Origin of the sequence: Mycobacterium sp. DBP42, from assembly GCF_005924235.1 — a bacterium.
Taxonomy (GTDB): domain Bacteria; phylum Actinomycetota; class Actinomycetes; order Mycobacteriales; family Mycobacteriaceae; genus Mycobacterium; species Mycobacterium syngnathidarum.
In genome coordinates this window covers 42,684-61,904 of record NZ_VCMY01000036.1, presented here as the reverse complement: position 1 = coordinate 61,904, position 19,221 = coordinate 42,684, and the positions used below count along the sequence as shown (strand labels likewise).

14 protein-coding genes are annotated in these 19,221 nt (G+C 62.3%); 9 read left to right on the top strand and 5 right to left on the bottom strand.

The window, feature by feature from the left end; all coding sequences use genetic code 11:
- Positions 1-859: 859 nt before the first annotated feature.
- The gene (locus E0T84_RS24710) at positions 860-1,786 is read left to right on the top strand and encodes an SDR family NAD(P)-dependent oxidoreductase (protein ID WP_138745780.1); all 927 of its coding nucleotides are present in this window, start codon (positions 860-862) and stop codon (positions 1,784-1,786) included.
- Positions 1,787-2,129: 343 nt separating this feature from the next.
- On the opposite strand, the gene E0T84_RS24705 is transcribed toward E0T84_RS24710, so the two are convergent.
- From E0T84_RS24705 to E0T84_RS24690, 4 genes are read right to left on the bottom strand one after another with little or no spacing between them, the layout of a single operon-like run.
- Positions 2,130-2,720, bottom strand: a complete 591-nt coding sequence (locus E0T84_RS24705) for a DUF6262 family protein (protein ID WP_138745779.1) — start codon at positions 2,718-2,720, stop codon at positions 2,130-2,132.
- 2 nt (positions 2,721-2,722) lie between these two features.
- Positions 2,723-5,317, bottom strand: a complete 2,595-nt coding sequence (locus tag E0T84_RS24700; protein ID WP_212757732.1) for a site-specific integrase — start codon at positions 5,315-5,317, stop codon at positions 2,723-2,725.
- A gap of 5 nt (positions 5,318-5,322) precedes the next feature.
- Entirely contained in the window at positions 5,323-6,498 is a 1,176-nt protein-coding gene (locus E0T84_RS24695) for a tyrosine-type recombinase/integrase (RefSeq protein WP_016343846.1), read from the bottom strand.
- Positions 6,499-6,545: 47 nt separating this feature from the next.
- Positions 6,546-6,932: a hypothetical protein gene (locus E0T84_RS24690; RefSeq protein WP_249383738.1), complete on the bottom strand. Its 387-nt coding sequence runs from the start codon at positions 6,930-6,932 to the stop codon at positions 6,546-6,548.
- A gap of 151 nt (positions 6,933-7,083) precedes the next feature.
- Here E0T84_RS24690 and E0T84_RS24685 point away from each other — a divergent pair, with 151 nt between their 5' ends.
- The 6 genes from E0T84_RS24685 to E0T84_RS24655 all read left to right on the top strand — a co-directional run bounded on the left by E0T84_RS24685 (position 7,084) and on the right by E0T84_RS24655 (position 14,793).
- The gene (locus E0T84_RS24685; RefSeq protein WP_138745778.1) at positions 7,084-8,334 is read left to right on the top strand and encodes an IS256 family transposase; all 1,251 of its coding nucleotides are present in this window, start codon (positions 7,084-7,086) and stop codon (positions 8,332-8,334) included.
- Positions 8,335-8,911: 577 nt separating this feature from the next.
- Positions 8,912-9,613: a hypothetical protein gene (locus E0T84_RS24675; RefSeq protein WP_138745777.1), complete on the top strand. Its 702-nt coding sequence runs from the start codon at positions 8,912-8,914 to the stop codon at positions 9,611-9,613.
- 64 nt (positions 9,614-9,677) lie between these two features.
- The gene (locus E0T84_RS24670; protein ID WP_138745776.1) at positions 9,678-10,931 is read left to right on the top strand and encodes an ImmA/IrrE family metallo-endopeptidase; all 1,254 of its coding nucleotides are present in this window, start codon (positions 9,678-9,680) and stop codon (positions 10,929-10,931) included.
- Positions 10,932-10,959: 28 nt separating this feature from the next.
- Positions 10,960-12,162, top strand: coding sequence for a tyrosine-type recombinase/integrase (locus tag E0T84_RS24665; protein ID WP_138745775.1), 1,203 nt, complete (start codon positions 10,960-10,962; stop codon positions 12,160-12,162).
- The gene (locus E0T84_RS24660) at positions 12,149-14,389 is read left to right on the top strand and encodes a tyrosine-type recombinase/integrase (RefSeq protein WP_249383737.1); all 2,241 of its coding nucleotides are present in this window, start codon (positions 12,149-12,151) and stop codon (positions 14,387-14,389) included. Before E0T84_RS24665 ends, E0T84_RS24660 begins: the two co-directional genes overlap by 14 nt.
- Positions 14,386-14,793, top strand: a complete 408-nt coding sequence (locus E0T84_RS24655; protein WP_138745774.1) for a DUF6262 family protein — start codon at positions 14,386-14,388, stop codon at positions 14,791-14,793. The genes E0T84_RS24660 and E0T84_RS24655 overlap by 4 nt, the downstream gene beginning before the upstream one ends.
- Before the next feature lie 213 nt (positions 14,794-15,006).
- Here the strand turns inward: E0T84_RS24655 and E0T84_RS24650 are convergent, their stop codons facing one another.
- Positions 15,007-15,879: an MT-A70 family methyltransferase gene (locus tag E0T84_RS24650; RefSeq protein WP_138745773.1), complete on the bottom strand. Its 873-nt coding sequence runs from the start codon at positions 15,877-15,879 to the stop codon at positions 15,007-15,009.
- 159 nt (positions 15,880-16,038) lie between these two features.
- Here E0T84_RS24650 and E0T84_RS24645 point away from each other — a divergent pair, with 159 nt between their 5' ends.
- Together E0T84_RS24645 and E0T84_RS24640 are read left to right on the top strand one after the other, a co-directional pair.
- Positions 16,039-17,844: an McrB family protein gene (locus E0T84_RS24645; RefSeq protein WP_138745772.1), complete on the top strand. Its 1,806-nt coding sequence runs from the start codon at positions 16,039-16,041 to the stop codon at positions 17,842-17,844.
- A complete protein-coding gene (locus E0T84_RS24640; protein WP_138745771.1) occupies positions 17,841-19,205 on the top strand; it encodes a hypothetical protein in 1,365 nt (454 codons plus the stop codon). The genes E0T84_RS24645 and E0T84_RS24640 overlap by 4 nt, the downstream gene beginning before the upstream one ends.
- Positions 19,206-19,221: the final 16 nt, after the last annotated feature.

Sequence of the window (19,221 nt, the reverse complement as noted above, 5' to 3'; positions counted from 1 at the left end):
TTTCACCGGAAGTGCCTTTCGAAGTTGTGCCGATAAGTGCGTAGGAACACTCATCATCACAGCTCAGAAGGCACTTTCCTCGTTACGACACCAATTCACCAAGCCGATTCATCGGTGGATCGAGGCTAAGCACCGACCGCGTCCAAGCATTCAAACCCGACCCCCGCGCATACCAGATGGGAGTTGATGCATTCGGGCTTCCGCGCACACAAATCGCCTTCAGCGCACACGGCGGCTGGGACTCAGCCGGCGCCAGCACATTCGGCTACCGCACATTCTGGGTAAATCGAACCAACGCCCCAACCGAACGCCTACCCACAACCCCCGAAGCCACCGGCCCCAACCTCACCCAACTAGCCGCGTTCATAGACGCACAGCAGTAAGCCATACACCCCGGCATCGTCGATGCGTGGGTTGGAATCCAGCTGAACTAGCTCAACTATGACACAGCTTGACTTCGGTATATAACGATCAGTGATGCGGTAACCGAGTTTTTGTGGAAGTTAAAGCGGTGCAGTTGATTTCGGTGACCTCGACGTCACAGATTCAGAAGTCAGTGCTCGAGATGCCGATCCCGTCCGTGGACGTAGTGCCGGGAAAATCCCGTCCGATAGGACGTTTCGATTGAGAGTCCAGCTCGATGGCATCGTGGGCATTCGTCGACGCGGCAGCATCGCAAACAGCAAGCCGCACCTTCCATCGGCGACTGTCACGCTCCGGCTGCCCCGCGAGCGCCTGATGGGAGCTTGCCTTTGGAGCAGTCTCGATTCGGTGCGCGGACCATCGCAGGACTATGTACTAATAAGTACAGTTGGTGCGTAGTCTGGTCTCGCCATCCATCAGCCGTTAAGGAACCAGTATGCAAAACGCAGTACTTATCACAGGCGCCAACTCTGGAATCGGCCGTGAATCAGCCCGCCAACTGGCGGTGCACGGCAACTATTCGGCGATTTACCTGGCCTGCCGCAACCGCGTCAAGGCGCAGCGAGCACGATCGGAGCTGCAAGCTCTGACCGGCTACACACGATTCATCACCGTCGATTTCGACGCTGCGAACCCGGAATCTGCACAGCGCCTGGTCCAGGCCCTCGATAATCCTCTCCATGGTGTCCTGCTCAACGCCGGAGGCACCGGAGGCAACATGCCGTTTCAACGGACCGATACAGGCATGACCAGAATCTTCGCCGATAATATCGGCGGCCACGCCGCGCTCTTGGCAGCGCTGATTGACTCGGGAGCACTCCTCAATACCGGGGTGCTGGCCGGCAGCGAAGCCGCCCGCGGCGTACCCGCGCTACGAATCCCGCGGCCTACATTCCAGCAGCACTCCGTTGATGAATACGCGGCCGTAATCGACGGGTCCTTCTTCGAAGGGCGCACGCGAAACCCATTGCACGCCTATGCATACGTAAAGTTCCTCGGAGCCGCCTGGATGGCCGCATCAGCACGCCGCCATCCGAATCTGCGCCTCCTAACGATGAGCCCCGGCAATACCAGCGGTACCGGCGCACTCGACCACAGCGGATTGCTCGCACGCACGCTCGGCGCGCGGTTCGTGTTTCCGTACGTCGCACCGTTATTCGGTCTCGCACATCCTTTGCCTGCGGGCGGCGAACGGATGGTCAAAGCCCTGACCAATCCCGAACTCAAAACTGGGCTGTTCTACGCGAGCCACGCCAAGACGCTGACCGGTCCGGTCACCAACCAGGAGTACATCTATCCCGCATTGGGCAATCTGGGCTACCAGGATCACGCACTACAGGCAGTTGAACAATTCCTCGCGTGAGCACCACCGAACCAAATTACCGATGAAACCGGCACGCACCCAGATATGGCTGCGAAGCTCACAGACTGTCTCAATCAATTAACGATGCCCTCGGGCAATGCATGCCTGACGTCGAGAGCCTGCGATGCAGCCATCGCTGTAGCGGCGATTTGCGTTGAACCGGGCCGGTGGGGGGCTTTCCATCGAGCACAACGCGTTTGGCAACGTAGCCAGAACGGAACTCCGATTCATCCCATCTCAGCGAAGTGGTCGCCCTGATCATTGAGGACCACGGCTAGGGCCCAATTAGAACAGCGACTTCCTCGATAGACCAATTTCCGGAGTTGGTCGCATCGACGGGTGGTCAAGCGTTGTCCCGCACAACGGATCGGTCGATGAGTTGAGCCTCGAGGTCAGCGATTCGGTTATCCAGGAATCGATTGTTGTCGCGCGCTGCGTGGAGTCGCTCGTTGAGTCGGTTCTTTTCGTGGGTGAGGTCTTGGATTTGGCGCTTGAGGGTGGTGCGCTCGGTGATCAGCCGTTGCACGCCGTCTTCGGGTAGGTCAGCTTCGAGGTCACGGATTTTGCCGAGGAGGTCACCAATGGTGTTGCGCTGTTTAATGATTTCACGGTTCAGACACGTGAGTTGTTCTTCGGCGTTGAGTGCGCGTTCACGCCATGTCGCCGCCGTTTGCTTGTCTCTCTCGGATTGTGCTCGTGCATGGCGATCGGTCGTCTCGGCGATGGCCTCAGCGACGCCTTGGCGTGCTGCCGCATTTTGGTAGAGGAATGTGCGCGATACGTTTGCGCGTCGCGCCACGGCCGCGGCGGTGATGTCCATTTGTTCGCGTTTCATGTGTCGCAGCGCATCGTGCACACGCTCGACCATGGCGGCGGCCGCGGTGCGGCGGGACTGTAGCGCGGCCGCGGTGCGACTCGATGTGGGGCCTGCCATAGTTAGGCGATCTCCTGCCCGTCAGGATCGTCAGCGCCATCAAGGGTGGTGAGGTCAGCGACCGGAAAGTTCGTACTCCACACCCGGTGGAAGTAGTCCTGCGGGCGGCGCAGATCGAGGCTGAGGGCCTCGTCAAGCAGGCCAAGGCCAGCTAGTGCGCGTTCCAGTCCGGCGATGGCCCGGGCGGTCGGTTCGAAGACGTCGTGCAGATAGTTGGCGGTCGCTTCGTCGGGTGCACGCTCAGCGATCGAGCGCCACTGCTGTTGCTTTCTACGCCAATACAGCAGATCCGCGCCCGACAGAACAAATTTGTCGCAATTGTGGCAGTCCAGGTTCCAGGGGCAGGCCGCACCATTGACCACCGGCTGGAAGGTGCAGAACCCACCTTCGGCCGGTGTGCTGCGTCGGGACAGGTCGACGGCAATCGCCATCGCGTGCTCGCGGGTCAACGGTCGCTCGTCGGACAGCATTTCACCGGGGTTGGCAGTGGCCGGTCCGGTGACCCACACGCACGCCAGGATGTCCTCCAAATCGGAGTGGGCCACAGTGACGTAATGCTCAGCCATGCGGTCACTGACCTGGCCCAGATACCGGCGGATGTGCGCCAGGCTCGCCCCGGCCCGCAGCAGGTTGGTGGCCAGCGTATGGCGAGCCTGGTGCGCAACGGTCCGAGGCAGGGCCAACTCAGCCACCCATTCCTTGAAGCTACGGCTGAAGAATCCGTAGGAGATCGAACGGGTTTCGGCGCGATTGCGCACGTTGGAGGGAAACAGCGCCATCACCGATCGCTCCGCCGGGGTGGGCAGGCGGCCGTGGCGGCGTTCGAACCTGGCAATCGTTTTGGTGCGGCGTTCTTCGATTCGCACGAAGAGTGGTTCGGGGATGCGGATCCCTTCGTTGTAGTTGCCGACCTTGGTCTGGTCGTGCCAGAGCATCGGCAGCTGCCCATACCGCCCGATGCAGTCCAACCGCAGCGTGAGAACCTCCCCGCAGCGCCGGCCCGTGACCACAATGGCTTCCCACACATCGCGCAGACCCCGATCGTGAGGATCGTAGGTAGCCGCGAACGCCGCGAGATTCGTGTCATCGGCGAGGGCCTGCGCGACGTCGTCGCTGAACGGACTGCGGGATGTCTTCGGGTCAGGGCCACCGGCCGGGAATTCGACGATAAAATCGCGCTTGAGTTCAATCTCGGCGGCGCGGCCGGATTCCAGTGCGCGGTACAGCAATTTGCGGATGGCGTTGAAGACCAGCCGGCGGGTCACGTTGGTGACGATCGAGGGTTTGCCGTCTTGGCGCACCATGCCCAGCGATACCAGGCCATGCTGCTCGCGATGACGCTGATCGGCGACGAAGCCCTGCGCATCCTGCGCTGTCAGCAGCGCCGGGACGTGACCTCCCTGTGCAGCGTTGAGTTCCAGGTAGGCGCCGAGTTCCACGGCCCCGCGGCGCAACGCGTCGAGCGGGCCGCGGCTGCGGGGCGGCCGTTCCGATCGCAGCAGTTCGGCCAAATGGTCCCACAGCAGATCGCGCAGCCAGCGTTGCGGAACAGTGGTCAAATCGAACTTGCTGCGCAACACCGGGAAGCGTCGGCCGAAATGATGGGTCTCGATGAATCCGGCCTCCCGGGTATCGGCCGGACTGTAATACACCATCCGCAACGAGTCGATGATTTCGCGGCCGATCTGCGAAATACGGGCGTCCAGAACCGATTTCCCATCGACGTCGGTCCATCGCTGCCCGTCGTGATCGGCCAACGACACACAACCTAGCCGCCGGCAGACGTTCACCAGCCGCTGAATTTCGAAGACCTCCCACGCCGTGGGATCGCGGTCCTGGCAGTGCGCGTGCAAGCCCCATTGGAATTCGGCCTTGAGCATCGGAGCCAACCCGATCAGGTTGATCACCCCGGACCGGTAGACCGGGTTAGCCTGCGCACACCATTGGCCAAAGAGGATGGGGTCGTCGTAGGACACCGGTACCGGCAAACCTTTGGGCTCCAGACTCAACGCCCAACTGTCGGGCAACCGCGCACCGCCGGGTTTACCGGCCTGTTTGTAGCGGTCGCCGTGTTGCTGGCACAACCCCAACGGACTGGCTGCCGGGTCCGAGCACACCATGCACCGACAAACCCCGTAGCTCGGGTAGGAATGTTGGGCCTGCAGCCAGTGATCGAAATCCGCGTCCCCGTCCGCGGTGAAGCGGCGCCACCAGGACTGATAGTGGCGCTTGCACAACCGCGTGTCGCGGTGAAAAACAGCCCGATCATTGCAGATTCGACACATCTCCAGGCCGGCACCCAAGCGCGCCGTCAACGGCTGCGCGGCGGCAACGAACACACCCAACGTGACACCCGAAGCCTGAGCCTGCAGCCACTCCTGATGGTGGCGTTCACATACCCGCGCACTGTGGCTGCGGCGGGGCCGCTCACAATTGGCGACCGCACACCCCCACCCATAGACCAGATGATCGCGCGGGATGACAATCACGTCGTCCCGATAGAGCGGATCGAACCCCGGCACCGAGATCAGGGCAGTCAGTAGCTCCAAACGGTCACGCGCGGCCCGGCTTTCGCTCTCGTCGGGTACCAGGGTCAACGGGATCATTTTGTCCGGCCCCACACATGGTCCAGAGCCGCCGAAAAGGTCGGGTCGTCGATGTCGGCGTGGCCGTACACCTGCTCGACCGTCGTCGCCGATGCCCAACCGCCGGCATCACGCGCAATAATGCTGTTGCCGCCCGACGCCTCGAGCACATCGGTGGCGAACTGGTGCCGAAACGCATGCGGCCGAACCTTTCCCACATCAGCCCGCTTGCTGGCACGTGCCAGCATCCCCCGCACCGCAGCCGCCGCTAATGGCTCGCCCCGATTGGCTCCGTGCAACTGCACCAACAACATTCCGTGCTCCACATCCGAGGGGTATTCGGTCGTCAGGTACTCGAAATAGGCGTGCACCATGGCCGGACTGGCACGCCGGATCAATCCACCGTGCACGGTGCCTCCGTCAATTCGCCACGGGTGCTTGGTTTTCGCTCGCGCCCCGTTCGGGTTGGTCTCCCGGTGACAGATATGGACATGCCGCGACCGGCATTGCCCGCAGCCAGCGCCTTCACGCAGATGGAGATCTATCAAGTGCAGACCGCACAATTCGCCGATGCGGAAACCGCCGTCGGCCAACCAGGTCACCACCATCCGATCGCGCGCGCTCGACACAGCATCTACAAGATGACCACGTGCATCCTCCGGTGGCAGCTTCGGATGACGCCGTCGCACCGTCTTCGCCGGTGTCAATGGGTTAGATGACATCTCATTGACCGTGTGGCCTAGGAAGATTCGCCGCCGGTCTGCTGTCGTCGGCAGTCGTGTGTGTTCGAGCTCCTTGGCAAGGTCGGAACGTACGCCTCGCGAGCCCTGGTACAGATACATACCTTTTAGGCAGGCCGCGGCCGTCTCCAATGTGCCCTGGCTATAGGGACGTTTGTCGGTGCGCCACGGACAGCCGAACGGGCCGTGGTACTCCGCGCCGACGGCACCCATGTAACGCTGCAAATCCCGCAGCTGCACCGTTTCCGTTGTCAGAGACTCGAATTCCAGCCACCGCAGATGATCAACCAACAGATACGCGTATGTGCGGTCCGTGCCACCGGCGCACCTGCGCAGGTAGCCATCCGCGACACCATAAACCGCGCCGACGCCATCGAGAATCGTATAGGCGCGGCGTCCATCACCTCGCGTAATCTCCTGCACACGGAGCCCAACCACCAGACGACCCGCCACAATCCACCACCTACCGCAGACGTTACGAACATTGAATGCGAATTTGGTTAAGCAGACGGTACCTTCCCGACCACACATTTCGACGAACGACACGAACGGCAATAAGGTAGGTCGGTTAAATCAACGATCAGATAGTCCAGACCCAGACTCTTGAACGTGATCGCGCGCGGGTCGTTGACCGATGACCGTAGCCGCTTAATCCGCCCCTCCAGCGAGCGCACAGCAGCAGCGATCCGCTTACCGGTGTACCCCTCGGACCGCGCAAAGTTCTCCAGCTCGCCCAGCTGGTCCTCCAACCAGGCCCGCTCCACAGTGGCCGGCACCGGAAGCGACGAGAACGTTTCGTGAGTCATGATCACCAGATCCCAGTCCCCAGTGGCGCACCGGGCGACAAACTGGCGCCGCGCGTCACCGTGCAGATCATCGCGGGTCACGATCAAAAAGGGTAAGTCCCCTGGGGTGGTGGGGTTTCGGAGCTGAGGACGACCCGGGCCCGGGTGTGTCGGTGAAGGCTTTCGGGCGGGCCATCGCGTAGTGGTCAGTGAGTTACCTACCAAGTGACTCAAGCAAAGGACGCACCACGCGATGACCCAGGACCATTCTGCCTTGCTCGCCCAGCTCGATGCACTCAAGTCCGCTGATGCTGGGGCGGTGTTCGCCGAGCTGATCCGCGCCGGGCTGCAGGCGTTGATCGAGGCCGAGGCCACCGAGACCATCGGGGCCGGACGCTACCAACGCAGCGGCGAACGCAGCACGCACCGCAACGGGCATCGGCCCAAGACGGTATCGACGACCTCCGGCGATATCGAGGTCAAGATCCCCAAACTGCGGGCTGGCTCCTTCTTCCCCTCGCTGCTGGAACGCCGCCGTCGCATCGACAAGGCCCTGCATGCGGTGATCATGGAGGCCTACGTCCATGGCGTGTCGACCCGCAGCGTCGATGACCTGGTCGCCGCACTCGGCGTTGGATCCGGGGTCTCCAAATCAGAGGTCTCGCGCGTCTGCGCCGGCCTCGACAAGGAGATCGAGGCTTTCCGTACCCGCAGCCTGACCCACACCACGTTCCCGTACGTCTTCTGCGACGCCACCTTCTGCAAAGTCCGCGTCGGCGCCCACGTGGTCTCCCAGGCCCTGGTGGTGGCCACCGGCGTCTCCATCGATGGCACCCGTGAGGTGCTGGGCACCGCGGTCGGTGACAGCGAGTCTTTCGAGTTCTGGCGGGAGTTTCTGGCCTCGCTCAAGGCCCGCGGCCTTTCCGGGGTGCACCTGGTGATCTCCGATGCCCACGCCGGGCTCAAAGCCGCCGTGGCCCAGCAGTTCACCGGGTCCTCGTGGCAGCGCTGCCGGGTCCATTTCATGCGCAACCTGCATGGCGCGGTGGCCGCCAAACACGCCCCGGCGGTCACCGCGGCGGTCAAGACGATCTTCGCCCACACCGACCCCGCTGATGTGGCTGCGCAGTGGGATCAGGTCGCCGACACCCTGTCGGGCAGTTTTCCGAAGGTGGCCGCGATGATGGATGAGGCGAAAGCCGACGTGCTGGCCTTTACCGCGTTCCCGCGCACCCACTGGCAGAAGATCTGGTCGAACAATCCCATCGAGCGGCTCAACAAGGAGATCAAACGCCGTGCCGATGTCGTGGAGATCTTCCCCAACCCCGCCGCGTTCCTACGGCTGGCCACCGCGGTGGTCATCGAGGCCCACGACGAATGGCAGGTCACCCGCCGCTACCTGTCCGAGGTGTCCATGGCTGAGCTGCGCAAAGTCATCGACGCAAAACACGCCGCCGCCCACCCAGTGACCGAACCGGTTTCCTCACAACGCCAAATCGCCTAGCATTCACCACGACTCGTTGATCACCACGCGTGAACCCACGCCGATCCGAAGTCCACCACCCCAAGGGGCACTATCATCAAAAACCGGCCCGCCGGCCACGCCTGGTAGCACTGGCGGGTGGCCTGCTCTATGAGGTGCAATGGTACGATCAGCGCGGGCCTGTTAGCTAACCCGAACTGACGTAACGTCATCGCCAAAGTTATTGCTGTCAAAGTTTTTCCGAGGCCGACCTCATGTGCACAGTAAACACTTGGAGTGGACACGCCCCGGTCGACAAAATCGCGTTGCCACGGCCACAGTTCGATCCCGTCGGCCAAGCCTGGGAATGTCAAGTGCGAACCATCATGGCTGCGCAACACGTGTGCATTCATGGTCTGGTTGTACTGCTCCACAATGCGCTGTTCGCGCCACGGCTTATCAGGCGTTAAACTGATTTCAGAGCGCAATATTGCGTTTTGAAATGGGATGATTACCTGCTACACATGTATCCTACTAGGTATGGTACGCGGAAAATTGCGCGGCGTTCGGCGGCGTGGCGGACCAACAAATGTTGTGTGGCGGGGTAAAAAAACACCCCATGGAACTACACGAAGATCCGCAGGCCTTGGTGGAGGCGTTCGCAGCGCAGCACGGCCTGGCTCTGGGCGAGTTTCACGGCGATATCGTCGCGCGGCTGCCGGAGGTGCCGGATCGGTTCAGCGACCAGGGCAGCGAGCCGCGGTCGATCACGGTGTCGTGCACGTTGTTGGAGACCCTGCTGACGTCACGGCGGCGCCGGCAGACGGACGATTCAACGCTGAAGGTCGCACGGGGCAATGGGATGGGGATTTTACTTCTGGACGGGAAGGGGACGCGAATCCCGGTCAAGAAGCATCCACGCAAGTGGGATGGCAGCCTGCTGGGGTTGGTGGCCTATGTCCCTGGTGCGGTCCAGCTGAGCATCGAGGAGGAGTTGGGCCATTCGGTGGGCGGCGAGGACGGGATTGCGGAGCCGCCGGGCTATCGCCTGTACGTCTTGTGGTGGTCGGGCCCGTCTGGCGGCTTGGGTGGGGCAGTGCTGGCCGCGGGCGTGCTCACCGAAACGGTGCAGCTGCTCTATGCGGCGACGCCGTTGCCCCCACCGATCATGGAGGAACGCTCGGATCCTTCCGGCGCGACCGGTGGCACGGGCAGTGCGCCGGGATTGACAGGCACCGAGAAGCGTCGTCGGGACGACGATTTCGGGGACGTCGACCAGGAAGACGGTGGCGAGGAGGCGGCACCGCCGCAGACGTCGTAGCCCTCATGCACAGTGTCGGGTGCATGTGCGATTCCCAACCCGATGATGTTGAATCGAGCGCGCGATGACAGAGGTATTTGGTGCACGGGTCCGGCAGGCCCGGCTGCTGCGGCGGATGACAGCAACTTCGGTAGTGGAGTCGGTTGGCTGGACCAACCACCGCCAGACGAAGATCGAGAAGTCTCCCACGATTTGGCTTGAGGACTCCGATGTTGAACGGCTGGCAGTGTTGTTTCGCTTCCCTGCACGGTTTTTCAGTTCCGAACCGCAATCTCGGGTAACCGCTGATGAACTGCTGTTTCGGGCGCCGAAGTCGATGACGGTCGGCGAGCAGGAATTCCTGGCCACGTTCGCGTCGCTGGCTGGGGACTTCCTCAGCGATCTTGACGCCCAGTCGAAGCTGCCGCCGGTCAAGGTTCCCGCCGTAGTCGGCGACGGGCCGGTGAAGACGTCGATCGCCGGCGCGGCGGCCCGCATGAGGGAAGCGATGGGCGTGGATCCCGATGCGCCCCTGGACGATTTGACGTATGAAGCTGAACGCTTGGGCGCCCCGGTCATCGTGCGTCGGCGCGTTCCCGGCGAATGGGAAAGCGAGTTCGCCGCCACTCCCGGGCGGGCGCGTGACGAGAAGCACCTTGGCTATTCGAGCTGGGTGGGCCGGCACCGAGACCGCCCGCTGCTGGTGCTGCGGGAGACCGAATCCTGGGAGCGCACTCGGTTCACCATTGCTCACGAGTTGGGGCATTTGGTTCTGCACAGCCGTGCCTACTGTTCAGTGAGTGCTCACGAAGAGTTGGAAGCCAACCGGTTCGCCACCGAGTTGTTGGCGCCGGCGGCAGTGATCGCCTCGGAGTTGCCCCGGGTGATGTCGCTGTTGAATTTGCGGCCGATCAAAGACAAGTGGGGCTTGTCGCTGGGGTCGCTGATCATGCATCTGCGGGACACGAAGTTGATCGATGCTGTGCGAGCCAAAACATTGACCACACAGCTACATTCACGGATCAATCCTGCGACCGGACACACCTGGGGCATGACCGAGCCTGGGTGGAAGGACCGTGAGCCAGAGCGGCCTCGGCTGCTACGCAAGTGGGTAGAACGCTGCTATGGCGGCGCTTCGGTCCCGATGCTGGCCGCTCGTGAGTCCATGATCTTTCCGCCGGATCTGCTGGATTGGTTCTTGGCGACACAACGACCAGCACCCGAGGCCGATCGTCATCCGGTGGCCGCTGCGGCCGGGTCTTCGAGCAGATCGTCGTCTCCGGCTGGCGAGCGGGGCACCCGGGTGATCCGACTGGACGATTTCCGCCGAGGCAGATAGTCGTGAGTCGGGGCGGGGGTCGGTGATCGTGGCGCAAGTGCAGCGGTTGTCGTTTGCCGACCGGTCCCACTCCTACACCGTGGTCGGCGCCGACAAGCTTCCGATTGCACCTGCTCGGGAGTACCTGCGATTCCTGGTCGACAGCAGTGCCTCACCGCACACGGTCCGCGCATACGCCTACGGACTGGCCGCCTGGTGGACCTTGTTGGAGCACACCCACACCGCCTGGGACGACTTCCCCACCAGTCTGTTCGGCCAGTTCCTGCGCTATCTGCGGACCGGGGATCTTCCCGGCACCAGCCGTATCGGTGATGTCGAGCAATCGATGGCCGAGTCCTCGCTGCTACCACGCGGTGCCGCGGTGTTGTCGATGTATCGATACTTCGCCGAGGCACACGACCTCGATCGTCCTTACCGACGCTTGTTCTCCTCCCACGCCCGCGCTGCTCGACGGCGCTACGCATCGTTTCTGACCGGAATCGGTCCGCAACGCGACCACGACGCGCCGATCTATCGCCGACGCACACCCAACCGCAGCGAAACCCCGCTGCTGCTTCCGGTCCAGGTGAACGCCATCTTGGACGCCTGTAGTGTCCAAACCGATTCCGGTCAGTGGTCAGGTGGAGCGACCGGCTTGCGTGACCGCTTGTTCCTCGCGGTGCTGTCCGAGACCGGAATGCGAATGGGCGAAGCATTGTCTTTGCGGCACCATGACTTTCACATCAGTGGCGGCGATACGCCGTCGATCGTGATCGCCGGCCGCAATGATCACCCGCACGGGGTGCGGGCGAAGTCCGGTGCCCGCCGCATCCACGTCGGCGATGACCTGGTAGCCCTCTACTCCGAGTACGTGTGGCAACTGATCGCCGATGGCGCCGACGTCGCAGTCCCCGATCTGGCCACCCATTTCGTGTTCGTCAACCTGACGCGAGGCGAAAAGTACGCGCCGATGCGGCCCGAAACCATCTACGACAAAGTTGATCTCATCACCGACCGGTGCTCTGATGTGTTGCCCGAGGACTGGACACCACATTGGCTGCGCCACACCCACGCCACCGCGCTGCTGCTGGCCGGCATCAGCGAGCACGTCGTGATGCGCCGGCTAGGCCACGCCGACGTGCAAACCACGCTGTCGACCTACGGGTGGGTGACCGCCGACGCTGAAATGCGGACCCTGGCCGAATGGAAGAACTACGTCGCAGGCTGGAAGGTCGACCATGGCGGGCAATGACCACACCCACCCGAGGGGATCGACGCGACCAACCCCGGCCGCTGCTGACCAGGTATGGGCGCAGCAATGGGAACAGGTACCGCAATCCTGCCGGTCGCTGACATATGTGCTCGACACCTCGCCGATCAAGTCGGTATTCGTGCACAACCCGCGCTACTGGCGCAACCTCGACAGTCATGACTTCACACCTGCCGATGTACCGCAACGGATCTGCGACGAATTGGCATGGTGGGTGTGGACATGCGCCCACGACGATGTACGCAAGATCGACCCGTCCCTGTTGAAGTGGTGCGGCCGGGCCCTGACCGACGCAGCCGCCGAGCACCACCAGGGCCACCACCAGTGGCCGTGCAGCATCGCTGACCTGTCAGCGGCAACGATTGTGCGCCACGCGATGGTCGGATTCGAACGCCGCAACAAGCGCTTGCCCTCGCCCGGAGCTCGACGCCAGATCACCGGCTTCATCGAGCACCTGCACTTGTATGTGTCGGTGCGCTGCACGCCAGCACAGTGGTGGGCACACGACGTGTGGGACCTGAGCGCAGATCCGCGGATCCCGCAGCGCGAACACGAACCCAGCCACGACAAGGTGGTCCGGCTCGCCGGGATCGAACCGGACTGGCTGCGCGAGGGGGTGCGGTTCTGGCTGCGCACGTCGCTGACCGGGGAGCTGCTGCGCTGGTCGTCGGTGGTGGACCGGGCCCGGGACATGGCACGCCACCTGGGCCCGTTTCTGGCTGCCCGCAACATCACTGACCCCTTGATCACCGACGACCGTGGGTCGCTGCGGTTGGTGTTCACCGAGTTTTCCGAGTACCTGAAGTCTCCGCAGGCCGCGGCCCGCCCGGACAAGCCGTTGTCACCCTCGGCGATCGATGCGACCCAATCTCAGACTCAGGTGTTCTATGCCTTCATGGTCGATCATGCCGATGAAGCCGCGGTCGCGACGGGCAACCCGAGGTGGGCAGATATCACCGACACCCACACCAGGTTGTGGGGTGCGGCGTTTCGGACCCGCCGCGCCAACAGGTCTCGGGAACTGACCTGGTTTTCAACGTCGGAATTGCAGCAGATGCTTTGCTACCTCGACGTGCTGGCCGCCGATCGTGGCCAACCGGTGGCCATCACCCACCCCGACTCGACCATCTCCGTCGTCGCCGGCCTGGATGACCCGCAAGCAGCGCGGGTATGGCTATTGCAGGCACTGACCGGGCGCCGCGCCTCAGAGATCCTGATGCTCGATTTCGACCCGCTGTTGCCGATCCCGGGCCAGGACCGTCCCACGGCCTCCGATGACCCTGATGCCTTCGTGGCCAAACTGCGCTATCAACAGACCAAAGTCGACGGAGTCACCCCGACGATCCTCGTCGAGCAGGCGGTGGTCAACGTCATCGCCGAACAGCAGGCCTGGATCAAAGGACGATATCCGGGCCTGACGCCGAAGTACCTGTTCCTCGGATTGCGCTATCAGCACCGGGGGCAACGACCGCGCAGCTACCAGTCCTACGGGGTGGTTCTGGGCAAGCTCGACAAGATGCACGGACTCACCGATGCCGCAGGTAAACCGCTGCGGTTCAGTCACACTCATCGCCTGCGCCACACCCGGGCCACCGAACTGCTCAACGACGGGGTCCCGATCCACGTCGTGCAACGCTACCTCGGCCACGCCTCCCCGGAGATGACGCTGCGCTACGCCGCGACCTTGGCCGCGACCGCCGAAGCGGAATTCCTCAAACACAAGAAGATCGGGGCGCACGGCACCGAGATCGCCATCAGCCCTTCCGATATCTACGATCTGACTCAACTGTCCTCACGTACCGACCGGGTGCTGCCCAACGGTGTGTGCCTGTTGCCGCCGCTGAAGTCCTGCGACAAAGGCAACGCCTGCTTGTCGTGCGGGCACTTCGCCACCGACGCCACCCATCTCGACGAGTTGCTCGACCAACGCACCAAAACCCAAGCACTGATCGAGGTTCGCCGATCTCAATACCATGCCCGCACCGGGCGTGACCTGACCGACGACAACGTGTGGATTCACGAGCGGCGCCGCGAAATCTCCTCCCTGGACGCCATCATCGAACGCCTGCGCAACGATCCCGCGGCCACCGACGACGGCAAGTCGGTCGGTGGTGCCGGCACTGCCAACCGGCTGCCACTGCTACAGATCAAGACCCGCGGAAGCCACGAATCTGTCCTCCGCAAAGCCGACCCTGGGACGGATCGATGAGCCGACGGCCCCCGCCACCAACCGCGAAAGCCCACGCAGCCCTCGCGAAGTACCGCCACGCGATCAGCGTCGAGAAACGCCGCGACATCGAGAAAGCTATCCGCCATCTGCGCAAAACCAACGCTGAAATCAACGTGTCCACGGTCGCCCGAAGGGCCGGGGTACAACGCAAAACCGTCTACAAGTACCCCGAGTTAATCGCCGTGATCGACCAATACCGTCACAAATCCAACGCCGATCCCACCGATCCCGCCCCCGCGAGCCGTGAGAGCAGCATCGTCGCAGCGTTGCGCGCCCGGCTCGCCGCCAAGGACGAGGAGATCAAGCAGTTGCGAGCGACCGTGGCGCAGCAGAAGGACACCATCGAACTGCTCTACGGCCAACTCGATTCACCGATGTCCTAGGCCAAAGACCGAACCTGCCCGGGACAGGGTCCCGGGCGCGGCCGAGTCACCCACTGCCAAACTCCCGAATTCTCAATCCGAATCGACTCCCGTTCGCACTTCCGAATTCATGAACGAAACCAGGTATCGGACAGACCGGTTCGCCCCGCGCATGAGGGCTTTCCCTCTTGCTGTCGCAGCCACATGCTCGCGCCGCCGTTGGATATCGTCGCGCTACGCCTTGGCTGGCCGACCTCTCCCACGCTTCTTGGCACCTGCCTGATCGAGAAGGTGGCGCACACGGCTGATGCTGTATCCGGTTTCTGCGGCGATCGCGTCAATACTCATGCCGTCGTCGTACGCTGACCTGATCGCGGTGGCAATGGGCGTCGCCAGCCACTGCGGGATGCGGCTATGCGGTTCTAGTACAGGAAGTCTCGTGATTTCGCCGCCACCGTAACCTTTGTGGGTTTGCCCGCGCGGTTCGACGTCCTCGTTTGCCTCGTCGCCCCAAACGGCCCAAGCTGGCCGCCGGTACCTGCCAAACATCTCCAGGTATGGCCCTGGCGAGCATGCTTCGATGAGCTCGTACTGCTCGTCGGGTTTGCGACTGTGCTCCCGCTTGCGAGTGACGATCTGGTTGACTTGTGAGCGGGCGGGCTGCAGGGTGCGCATCGACCCTCGCACCCCGAACAGCAACAATTCAGTGGTGTTGCGAAAATAGAATCCCACTCCACGCCCGTCAGGGAGCCCGTCCCGGCGCACCTTTGACCACACAATGTTGGAGACGTACCGAAAGCCCCATTCCTCCATCACTCGTAGTCCGTCGGGGAGAAGCGCATTCGGGACCCACAGGTACAGATGAGCGTTGTCTGCTGCCACACCACTTACGTCAAGTCCGCAGATTTCATCGAGCGATAGGGTGGAATAGCGGTCCAGTCTCCGGTGCTCGGGTGCGACCTTGCCCGTTCGGTTAGCGAACCGCCAAGGCGGGTCAGCGAGGATCGTGGAGAATCCGCCGTCAGTCACGGGAAGTGGCGGCGGTTCGTTTACCTCACGCAGTGGCGCTGCCACCGATCGCGCTGGTCGTTCCTCGACGACGGTCACGTCTATCCAACCTCCTGAAACAAAAGATCTTCTTCTATCCAAAAAGATCTTATCGGCGACACCGACATATCCGTGCCCGCGACGCGCCGCAACGTTACGACCATCCCCCGACAGCACCTGGCGACCTGGAAAGCTGTCACTGTGAGCCCAGTGCCAACAGTGGGAAAGATCTCCTTTACGAAGTTCACCTCGCCAGAGGGGACCATGCAAAAGCTGGCGACGATCGTGCCCGACCAGACGACCGCCCAGCAGGTAGAACAGATCCTCAACAGTGACGTTGCGGAGGGTTCTACTCCCGCCCCGCTATGGAACGATCTTGTTGACTATGCGCCGCCGCTGGAAGGTGCCCGCACACCGGCAGGCGGCCAGATCGCCATCGACAACGAGCTTCTGCGCGCCGCCCGCGACAGCCGCGACTATCAGTACATTCTGTTTTGGGCTGCACTTAACTTGGCTGACACACGCCTCGATCAGATCACACGGCGCACACTGACCGATGCGGATGGTCGCTTCGATGTGGCGATGATCAGCCGGCAGGCCCTCGGCGAGGCGCTCGCGGGTTATCCCGACGATGACTTCCCGACGGACGGCAAGGCCGTCACCAACATCCTCAGCCTTCTCGAGCGCTGTCAGCTCATCATCCCGGACAAGCGGGGTGGATCCATCGTCGGTGTCGAACAGCTGCTCCCCACCCGTCGGGCTGCGCCATCACTGGTGAGGTTGGTCACCGAGCGACTCACTCAGCAAGGCATCGCGCCCGCGACAGGTGGTGAGGTCGATCTGGCGCTGGCGATCGGAGCGAATTCCTGGCTCGGGTTGTCGCGCAAAGAGTTTCTCGACGCGTTACAGCCCAAGAGCCATGGCGTCCAACAGAAGGCTCAGCGGGGACAATTGCCAGACGACCTCACAGAGCTAGCCGCACAGTTGCGGCGCAAGCGTCAAGTTGTCCTCCAGGGACCGCCAGGGGCGGGAAAGACCTACGTTGCACGCAAATACGTGGAATGGGCGAGCGCTCACCGCACCGACGAGAGCCGACTTCAATCGATCATTGACTCCCTGCCGGTCAATGAACGGACAATCGGCGGGATCGCGGCGGAGATCTCACGGCGCGGCCTGACGGCGGTGTGGGACATCGTGCAATTCCATCCCGGTTACGACTACACCGATTTTGTTCGCGCGCTCGTTGCCGAACCTCACGCAAACGGCGTCACATTCACCCCAACACATAAACTGTTCAGCCTGCTCGCCGGTGTCGGCCGCGAAATCCGGGCAAACGATACGCCGGTTGATCTCGTACTGATTCTCGACGAGATCAACCGCGGAGACATCCCGAATATCTTCGGTGAACTCCTCTACGCATTGGAGTACCGCAACGAGGCAGTATCGACGCCGTACACAATCGACGGTGACGCGTCAATCACTGTGCCCGACAATCTGTTTCTGATCGGTACCATGAATACCGCCGATCGCAGCATTGCCGTCATCGACTATGCGCTGCGGCGCCGGTTTGTGTTCTTGGATATCGCCGCGACCGATCAACCGATCCAGGGCTATCCATTCGACTCAGAGGTCACCCGAGCAGCAGCACTACACCTCGCCGAGCTCACCCGGCAGACGCTCGCTACTGCACCCTCTGGGTTGAAGGTAGGACCTTCCTACTTCCTAGCTGAGCCCGAGGGAGCGGACTCCTCGCTGCAGGTTTTAGCCTCTCGTTACGTCTACGAAGTGCTGCCTCTGCTCACCGAGTACGAGATGGAAGGCGAGATCGACAGCTCTGCATTGCTGTCTCTCCGTACGCAGCTCGGCGTACCGGGTGACGTTACGCAAAAGGAACAAGCCGAATTGCTCGCCGGTCATCTGCACGACGTTGTCCAAGAGAAGGACTCCGACGAACAGGGAGACACGTCCACCATCGCGGACGACGACGCAGATGACTCCGACGACAACGGAGGCGGGTCAATGTGACGGTCACCGTACCGGAGACCATTCATGTCCAGGAACGTCGCTCTCGGCCTATCGACTCGCACGTCGTCACAAACGTTCCGGCCTCATTCTGGAAAGCCGCAGACTGCACGGTTCAGCGATCCCCGGGCGACCCCACGTGGACCCTGACCTCCGGTGACAGCGTAGGGATTAGCCGCATTGCCACTCCCGGCGGAGACTTCACACTCGAAGTGACAGCAAAGCTCCCGGACGCGGACATCTTCTTCCTGGCCGACTACGCATTCGGGCAACGTCACGAGCCGCTTCGTCTGCTCGACTTCGACAACCCGATGCTCGACGCGGTCCGAAATGACCCCACGGCTTGCCTTCTCATGTGGCACGCCCGGGCTATCAGCCAATTCGCCTCCCGATGGCTACGCCGCGACTATAGGAGCGTCGACCGTGTCTTCGATGGAAAAGTCAAAGGTCGAATTCTCCTCGACCGCTACGTACGGCACCACCTCGCCCTCGGCCAGGCAACGCAGATTCCTTGCCGCACCAACGTGCGTACCCAAGACACCCCGAACAATCGAATCCTCAAAGCCGGGCTCCGCTACACCGCCACGTTGAGCCATACGCTGCCAGTGGCCGCCGCCGGCCGAGCAGTCCGACGACAAGTCGCCGCGACACTTCCCAAGTTCGCTCAGGTCGCAGACATCGATCCTGGCCCGTCAGACATCCGAGCCACTTCAATCCGCGGGCCCCAAAGGCACTACAGCTCAGTACTGCAGGCGACCCTAAATCTGTTGTCCCACACTTTCATCAGCAACCAACTTGGCGAGAACCCCACCCAGTCGTTCATGTGGCAGATGCCGGTCCTGTTCCAAGAATCCGTACGCGGGATCATCAGCTCGTACTCGCACCTGAGACTCGACGACACGAAGCCGCCGACCGTTTCGATACGCGACCTGACAGGCACACCGCTCAGGTCCTCCAAAGTCGATCCTGATCTCGTCATCAAGACCTCTGCGGGCCAAACCCTCCTACTGGACACCAAATACAAGAATGTACTGACTGGGGCTACCAGCGCCATAGCGGACGAAGGCGAAATCATCGCCCTGACCTCTAAACAACGCATAAAGGTCGCAAGGTCCGATATCTACCAGGCTGTCGCATATCGCCACCATGATCGATGGAACGGCGCCACCTCGGGACTGCTGTATCCGGTCAGCCTGCCCGCTGGCCATTCGCTGCCAGCGCCCCTGCAAATACTCGGGTTCGGAGCGCCAATCCTGCTGGTATTCATCGATATTGGACCCAACGCCAGACACAACCTGGCAGCATTTGAGACCGGACTTTCCACGCTGCAGGCCCCAACGTCGCTCGTCTCAAACGTGTTGTGAACTCACTTGGCCCGCT